This is a genomic window from Microbacterium sp. (genome assembly GCF_030149085.1).
GTDB lineage: Bacteria > Actinomycetota > Actinomycetes > Actinomycetales > Microbacteriaceae > Microbacterium.
In genome coordinates, this window is record NZ_JASBSF010000362.1 from 1 (window position 1) to 6,615 (window position 6,615).

Annotated in this window: 5 protein-coding genes; 2 read left to right on the forward strand and 3 right to left on the reverse strand. The window is 68.0% G+C overall.

The window, feature by feature from the left end; all coding sequences use genetic code 11:
• Both pgi and Q1V87_RS14665 read left to right on the forward strand, forming a co-directional pair.
• On the forward strand, positions 1-1,651 hold a 1,651-nt coding region (gene pgi / locus Q1V87_RS14660), incomplete at its 5' end, for a glucose-6-phosphate isomerase (RefSeq protein ID WP_300594456.1).
• Positions 1,652-1,796: 145 nt separating this feature from the next.
• Complete coding sequence (locus Q1V87_RS14665) at positions 1,797-2,351, forward strand: ribonuclease H (RefSeq protein ID WP_300594458.1); 555 nt, start codon at positions 1,797-1,799, stop codon at positions 2,349-2,351.
• Between the two features lie 31 nt (positions 2,352-2,382).
• Here Q1V87_RS14665 and Q1V87_RS14670 read toward each other — a convergent pair whose 3' ends face one another.
• From Q1V87_RS14670 to Q1V87_RS14680, 3 genes are all read right to left on the reverse strand, one after another.
• Positions 2,383-3,348, reverse strand: coding sequence for an NAD-dependent epimerase/dehydratase family protein (locus tag Q1V87_RS14670; protein WP_300594461.1), 966 nt, complete (start codon positions 3,346-3,348; stop codon positions 2,383-2,385).
• Positions 3,345-5,372, reverse strand: coding sequence for an ATP-binding protein (locus tag Q1V87_RS14675; protein WP_300594464.1), 2,028 nt, complete (start codon positions 5,370-5,372; stop codon positions 3,345-3,347). The genes Q1V87_RS14670 and Q1V87_RS14675 overlap by 4 nt, the downstream gene beginning before the upstream one ends.
• Before the next feature lie 87 nt (positions 5,373-5,459).
• Positions 5,460-6,500 carry an LLM class flavin-dependent oxidoreductase gene (locus tag Q1V87_RS14680; protein WP_300594467.1) on the reverse strand — a complete coding sequence of 347 codons (1,041 nt, stop codon included), beginning with the start codon at positions 6,498-6,500 and terminating at the stop codon, positions 5,460-5,462.
• Positions 6,501-6,615 lie beyond the last annotated feature (115 nt).

Consider the following 6,615-nt stretch of genomic DNA (forward strand, 5'->3'; position numbering starts at 1 on the left):
GCCTGCCTGGTCCGCCCTCACCGACGCCGCATCCGGGTTCGCCCCGGATCTGCGTGCCTGGTTCGCCGCCGACCCCGGCCGGGTCGAGCGGATGAGTCATCCGCTTGCCGACCTGCACGTCGACCTGTCGAAGAACCTCGTCACCGATGAGATCCTCGCCTCGCTCGTGCAGCTGGCCGAGCAGACCGGGGTGCAGGAGCGTTTCGCGCAGATGCTCGCTGGCGTGCACCTGAATACCTCCGAGGACCGCGCGGTGCTGCACACGGCGCTGCGTCGCCCGGCAGGGGAGAGCCCCGCGCTCGTCGTCGACGGCCAGGATGTCGACACCGATGTGCACGCGGTTCTTGATGCGATGGATGCCTTCGCCAACCGGGTGCGGTCGGGGGAGTGGCTCGGCGTGACCGGCAAGAAGGTCACGCACGTCGTCAACATCGGCATCGGCGGGTCGGACCTCGGCCCCGTCATGGTCTACGAAGCTCTGCGACCCTATGCGAACGCCGGGATCGAGGCGCGGTTCGTCTCGAACATCGACCCGACCGACATGGCGCAGAAGACCGCGGACCTCGACCCCGAGACGACGCTGTTTATCGTCGCCTCGAAGACCTTCACGACGCTCGAGACCCTCACCAATGCCCGGCTTGCGCGAGACTGGCTGTGGGCTGGGCTCACGGCATCCGGTGCCATCGACGGGACGGAAGCCGCCAAGACTGGTGCCGTCGCTCACCACTTTGCGGCGGTCTCGACCGCGCTCGACAAGGTCGCCGCGTTCGGCATCGACACCGACAACGCATTCGGCTTCTGGGACTGGGTGGGCGGCCGCTATTCGGTCGATTCGGCGATCGGGCTCTCGCTCACCATTGCGCTCGGTCCGGATGCCTTCCGTGACCTGCTCGCCGGATTCCACGCCGTTGACGTGCATGTCGCCACGACGCCGCTCGAGCGGAACGTGCCGGTGCTCATGGGCCTGCTCAATGTCTGGTACACGAACTTCCTCGGCGCGCAGACTCACGCGGTGCTGCCGTACGCGCAGCAGCTGCATCGGTTCCCGGCATATCTGCAGCAGCTGACTATGGAGTCCAACGGCAAGCGCGTTCGCTGGGACGGTTCGCCGGTTGTGACCGACACCGGTGAGGTGTTCTGGGGCGAGCCCGGCACGAACGGACAGCACGCGTTCTATCAGCTCATCCATCAGGGCACCCGGCTCATCCCGGCGGACTTCATCGCGTTCGTGAACCCGGCCTATCCGCTCGAGGATGGCGGTCGCGATGTTCACGGGCTCTTCCTCGCGAACTTCCTCGCGCAGACCAAGGCCCTCGCGTTCGGCAAGACCGCCGAGGAGGTCGAGGCTGAAGGGTCAACCGGGGCGCTCGTGGCCGCGCGCACCTTCCCGGGCAACCGCCCCACCACGTCGATCTTCGCGCCCGCACTCACTCCGTCGGCGCTCGGTCAGCTCATCGCGCTGTACGAGCACATCGTGTTCACGCAGGGCACTATGTGGGGCATCAATTCCTTCGACCAGTGGGTAGTCGAGCTCGGCAAGCAACTCGCCCTCCATATCGCCCCGGCGATCGAGGGCGACGAGGATGCTGTCGCGGCGCAGGATGCCTCGACCCGCGCGCTTCTGGAGTACTACGTGGCGCACCGGGCCTAGGCCGGGGCCTCGGCTGAGGCGAGGGGATTTGCCCGGGCGAGGGCATGGATGCGGCATGCGGCCCTCGCTTGCGCATCCACCCTCGTTTGGCCCGGCGTCTGGGCTCGGCGCCGCGAGTGCGAAACTGGAGGGTGTGCTAGAACCGATGAGCCCGCATCCTACTGACCGCTACATCGTCGCCACCGACGGTGCGTGCAAGGGTAACCCGGGGCCGGCCGGGTGGGCGTGGGTCGGCGAGGACGGCAACTGGGCAGCGGGGTCCTTGCCGGAGGGCACCAACAACATCGGCGAGTTGCTCGGGTTGCTCTATGCGATCACCGACCATGCCGATGTCGCCGAGCTCGTCATCCAGGCCGATTCGAAGTACGCGATCGACACCTATTCGTCGTGGATGGATGGCCATCGTCGCCGCGGCTGGGTGACGAGCGCCAAGAAGCCAGTCGCGAATCGGGAGATCCTCGAGCGTCTCATCGCCGCGCGGGACGCGCGCCGCGCGGCGGGGATGCCTGATGTCGTGCTCGAGCACGTGCGGGGGCACAGTGGTCATCGGCTCAACAGCTGGGCAGACGAGCGTGCCGTCCGCGCCTCGGAGCACGCAGCGAGGGGCGAAGCGTTGACGTGGACCTCTCTGCGCGGGTTGGAACGGCTCGACGTCGCCGTGGATCCGCCGCGGAGGAGCGCCGATCCCACCGGACGCTGAGGAGCGCCGCGCGGCACGGCCATGCGAGGCCTCACCCGGCGAGGCCTCGCATGAGGCTCGTTTCCTCGTCGGCGGTCAGTCCGGCGCGACGGGGCCTGTCGAGGCCTCGGACGCGCTCATCCTGCAGCACCCGCGTCAGCGTGTCAGTCATCGACCGAGCGGTGCCGCCGGCACGGAGGTAGGCGGACCGGTCACGCTGCGCGAACCCGGTCGCGCGGGACGGAAGCCACAGCGGCAGCGAGCGCGGACCCGCCCAGTACTGGATGCCGTGCGCTTCGAGTACGGCATCCGTCACGTCGATCAGCTCGCCGCGGAAACCCGTCACGGCGCGTGCCGCTGTGAAGAAGTCGGTCATCGGGAGGGGCGGACCCACGGCGTTGATCCTGCCGGTCAGGCGTGCAGAGCCCGCCGCGGCGAGCCACGACGCCAGGTCCGCAACGTCGATGACCTGGACGAACCGATTCTGCATGACCGGCACGATCGTGGGGCCGCCGCGATCCAGGCGTGCCGGCCAGTAGCCGAATCGGTCGCTCGGGTCGCGGGGGCCGACGATGAGGCCGGGTCGTGCGATGAGGAGTCGATCGCCGAGGGCGGCGGACGTGACCTGTTCCGCGGCGACCTTCGCGTCGGCGTACCGCGAGAGATCAACAGGTTCGACCAACGCCGCGCTCTCGTCCGCTCCCGGCTCGTCATCGGCCGCGTACACAGACACCGTCGACACCAGTGTCCAGTGCGCCGCGCGCGAACCGAGCTCGGTGACGGCGGGAACGACGAGGTCGGGCTCAGAGGACAGCTCGATGACCTCATCCCAGTCGCCGACGAGTTCGCGGTAGGCATCCGGACGACGACGGTCGGCGGCGAGGAAGTGAGCACCTTCTGGTGCCGTGCCCGATTCGCCGCGAGCCACGCAGGTGACATCGGCGCCGAGTGCGAGCGCGGCGGACACCAGCTCCCGACCGAGCCATCCGGTTCCGCCCAGGACCAGCACTCTTCTCATGGCGCCGGCCGTATCCACTCGTCCGCCATCGGGACGATCAGTGCCGCGATCACCCCTTCGCGGTTCGGTGAACTCAACTCGACGACGCCGCCATTGGCGTGCGCGAGCTCCTGCGCCACCGCGAGACCGAGACCGGTTCCCGGGGCGTGTGCCTGCTCTGCTTCTCTCGTCCGGTAGAAGCGGTCGAAGATGTGGGGAAGATCCGCGTCGGCGATCCCGGGGCCGGTGTCGCGGACGGTGATGCGGACAGCCGGTAGGGCGGACCCGTCGGCGGCAACGAGCGTGGAGTTGTCGTGCGACGCTTCCACGCGCACGCGACCGCCCCGTGGTGTGAACTTCACCGCGTTCGCGACCAGACTCGCCAGGGCGTGGCCGAGTTCCGAGGGGACGCCCTGGACGAGGCCATCGCAGTCTCCGACGCTCAGCTCGAGGCCCCGCTGCCGCGCCGACGGTGCGTAACGGGCGAGAACCTCATCGAAGAGGTCAGCGACGGCGACCTCCGCGATCAGGAAGTGGCGGTCCGTGCGCTCCTGCACGCGGGCAAGAATCAGCAGGTCATCGATGAGGTAGCTCAGACGTGCGGTGTTGCGCTGGACCACCTCGATCCATTCCCGTGACTGTGGCGGCAGTTCATCGGATTCCTCGATCAGTTCGAGATACCCGGCGATGCTCGCGATCGGGGTACGCAGCTCGTGGCTTGCCGTGGCTACGAAGTCGCTCTGCCGACGCTCGAGATCGAGCTTGGCCGCGAGGGCCGTCGCTCGCGCGCGCTCGGCGTCGAGGCGAGTCTGCGTGGCGTGCACGCTGTCGGTGATATCGAACACCTGCACGGCGACTCTCGTTTCGTCGCCGGTGACCGTCGATGCGTCGATGGTCATGACCGCGCCGTCGAAGGTCTCGAAGGTCGCACGATGGCCAGTGCGCAGACTGTTCTCGACGTGTTCGCGGATGGGGCCGCTCACCCAGACATCGTCCGCGCGCAGTTCCGAACGGAGGACGCCGCGGGCCGCCGAGTTCGCGAGCAGCGCCCGCCACGTGGCGCCGCGCCGCTCGGCGATCACCAGGCCTACTCGGGAATCGATGAAGCCGCCGGTGAACAGCTTCGCGAAGTCCCGGCTTGTGCGGTTGGCGGCGCGCAACTCGTAGCTCGCTGTCGAGAGGAACAGGTTGTACAGCCCGGCCATGAAGATGAACAGTGCGACGATCAGCACCTTGGTGCGGGGATCGAGTCCAGCGGCGCTGAACGGTCCGATGCCCGCGACTGTCATGGCGAGAACAGCGACACCCGTCAATAGGGTCTCGACGTAGGATCCCCAGTTCGGAAATCGGAATGACCCCCACGCCAGAATGCCCACGGGCAGAAAGGTCAGCGGCAGGCTTGCACCGCCGGCGCCGAGAAACACGAGGATTCCGCTCAGCGCGGCGACTTGGGCGATGACCTCGATGCGCGGGATGCGGAGATAGATCGGAGGCGGCAGAACGGCGAAGGGCGCGATGATGAGGATCGCTGCGGCATGCGATGCCGCAGCCTGAGTCGCGGCGGGGAGGAACTCGCGGCCGTCGGCGAGAACGACCAGGCCCACGAGGATGCCGAGCAGGCTCGATGCCGCAAGCACCGCGAGCGCGAAGCGCCACGCGTGGCGAACGGAGCGAAGCCGCAAACGCCTGGTCGCCCGGTGATCGAGCAGGGCCGCGAACATTCCGGCCTCGATGGCATTGGCCAGACCGAACCCGACGGAGGTAACCAGGTCACGCTCTCCCGTGGCGTTGGCAAGCCCGGTGGCGACGAACACGAGGACCAATGCCGCCCACCGGCGTTGGCGCGGGTTGACCAGCACGAACCATGCTGCGACGCCGGCGGCCGGCCACCACGCGGCGACACTGCCTCCGAGCGGCGTGAACGCGACGCCTAGACGAGACAGAGCGAACAGGGCGAGAGCAACGAGAACCCACGCCCACCAACGAGGGGTGCGCTGGATGCTCGCCACCGCGAGTTCCAGCCGCCTCGACGCCGCTGACCCCATGGCTTGACGCTATCGGACCCGCGCTTCGGCCTCGACGGAGCCACGCCCCGACTGCGCAACACCGCGAACTGACGCGGGGGCTACGTGCTAGGCAGTGACGGCATGCCGCGTTGACTTCCACCCCAGCGCGGGCGCCACGTGCTTCGCGAACGACTCGACGATCCGGAGGTTGAAAGCGACACCCAATTGGCTGGGAATGGTGAGCATCAGCGTGTCGGCTGACTGCACGGCGGCATCCGCCAGCAGCTGGTCGACGAGCGCGTCGGGGGCTCCCGCGTAGGTCTTCCCGAACGTCGAACGCATGCCATCGATGTAGCCGACGCCGTCGCCGTCCTGGCGGCCACCGAAGTACATCTCGTCTTCGGCGGTCGTGATCGGGAAGATGCTGCGGCTGACGGACACGCGCGGTTCGCCCGCGTGGCCGGCCCCACGCCATGCCTCGCGGAACGCGTCGATCTGCTGGGCCTGCAGCTCATCGAAGGGCAGGCCGCGATCCTCGGTCAGGAGGGTCGACGACATCAGGTTGACGCCCATCCGTCCCGCCCACTCGGCGGAGTCGCGGTTTCCAGCACCCCACCAGATGCGCGAGCGAAGCCCGGGAGAGTGCGGTTCGATGCGCTGCAGCCCAGAGCCGCCGCCGAAGGGGCTCATCGCGTCGCGCTCGGCCAGGCCCTCTCCTTCGACTGCGCGAAGGAACAGGTCGAAGTGTTCGCGGGCGATGTCGGCGCCGCGCGGGTCGGTCGAGCCGGTGTAGCCGAACGCCTCATAGCCGCGAACGACGGTCTCGGGTGAACCACGGCTGACGCCGAGGGCGAGTCGTCCCTCGCTGATGAGATCGACGGATGCCGCTTCCTCAGCAAGGTACAGAGGGTTTTCGTAGCGCATGTCGATGACGCCGGTGCCGACCTCGATGCGCTGGGTCTTGGCTGCGATAGCGGCAAGTAGCGGCATGGGAGAGGACTGCTGCCTCGCGAAGTGGTGCACCCGGAAGTAGGCGCCGTTCACGCCAAGGTCATCCATGCCCTGCGCCAGATCGATCGCCTGGAGCATGGAGTCCTGCGCCGTCAGGATGTGTCCGCCGCCGAGGGGACCGTAGTGGCCGAACGATAGGGTTCCGAATCGCTGCATATCTGATTCAACCTCCACGGGGGTCAATCTATTCCGGTGAATGGATGCTGGGGTAGTAGGCGGCGATCACACCGGCCGGGCGAGAACGAAGTCGTGCTCGAGGCGCTCGCCGACG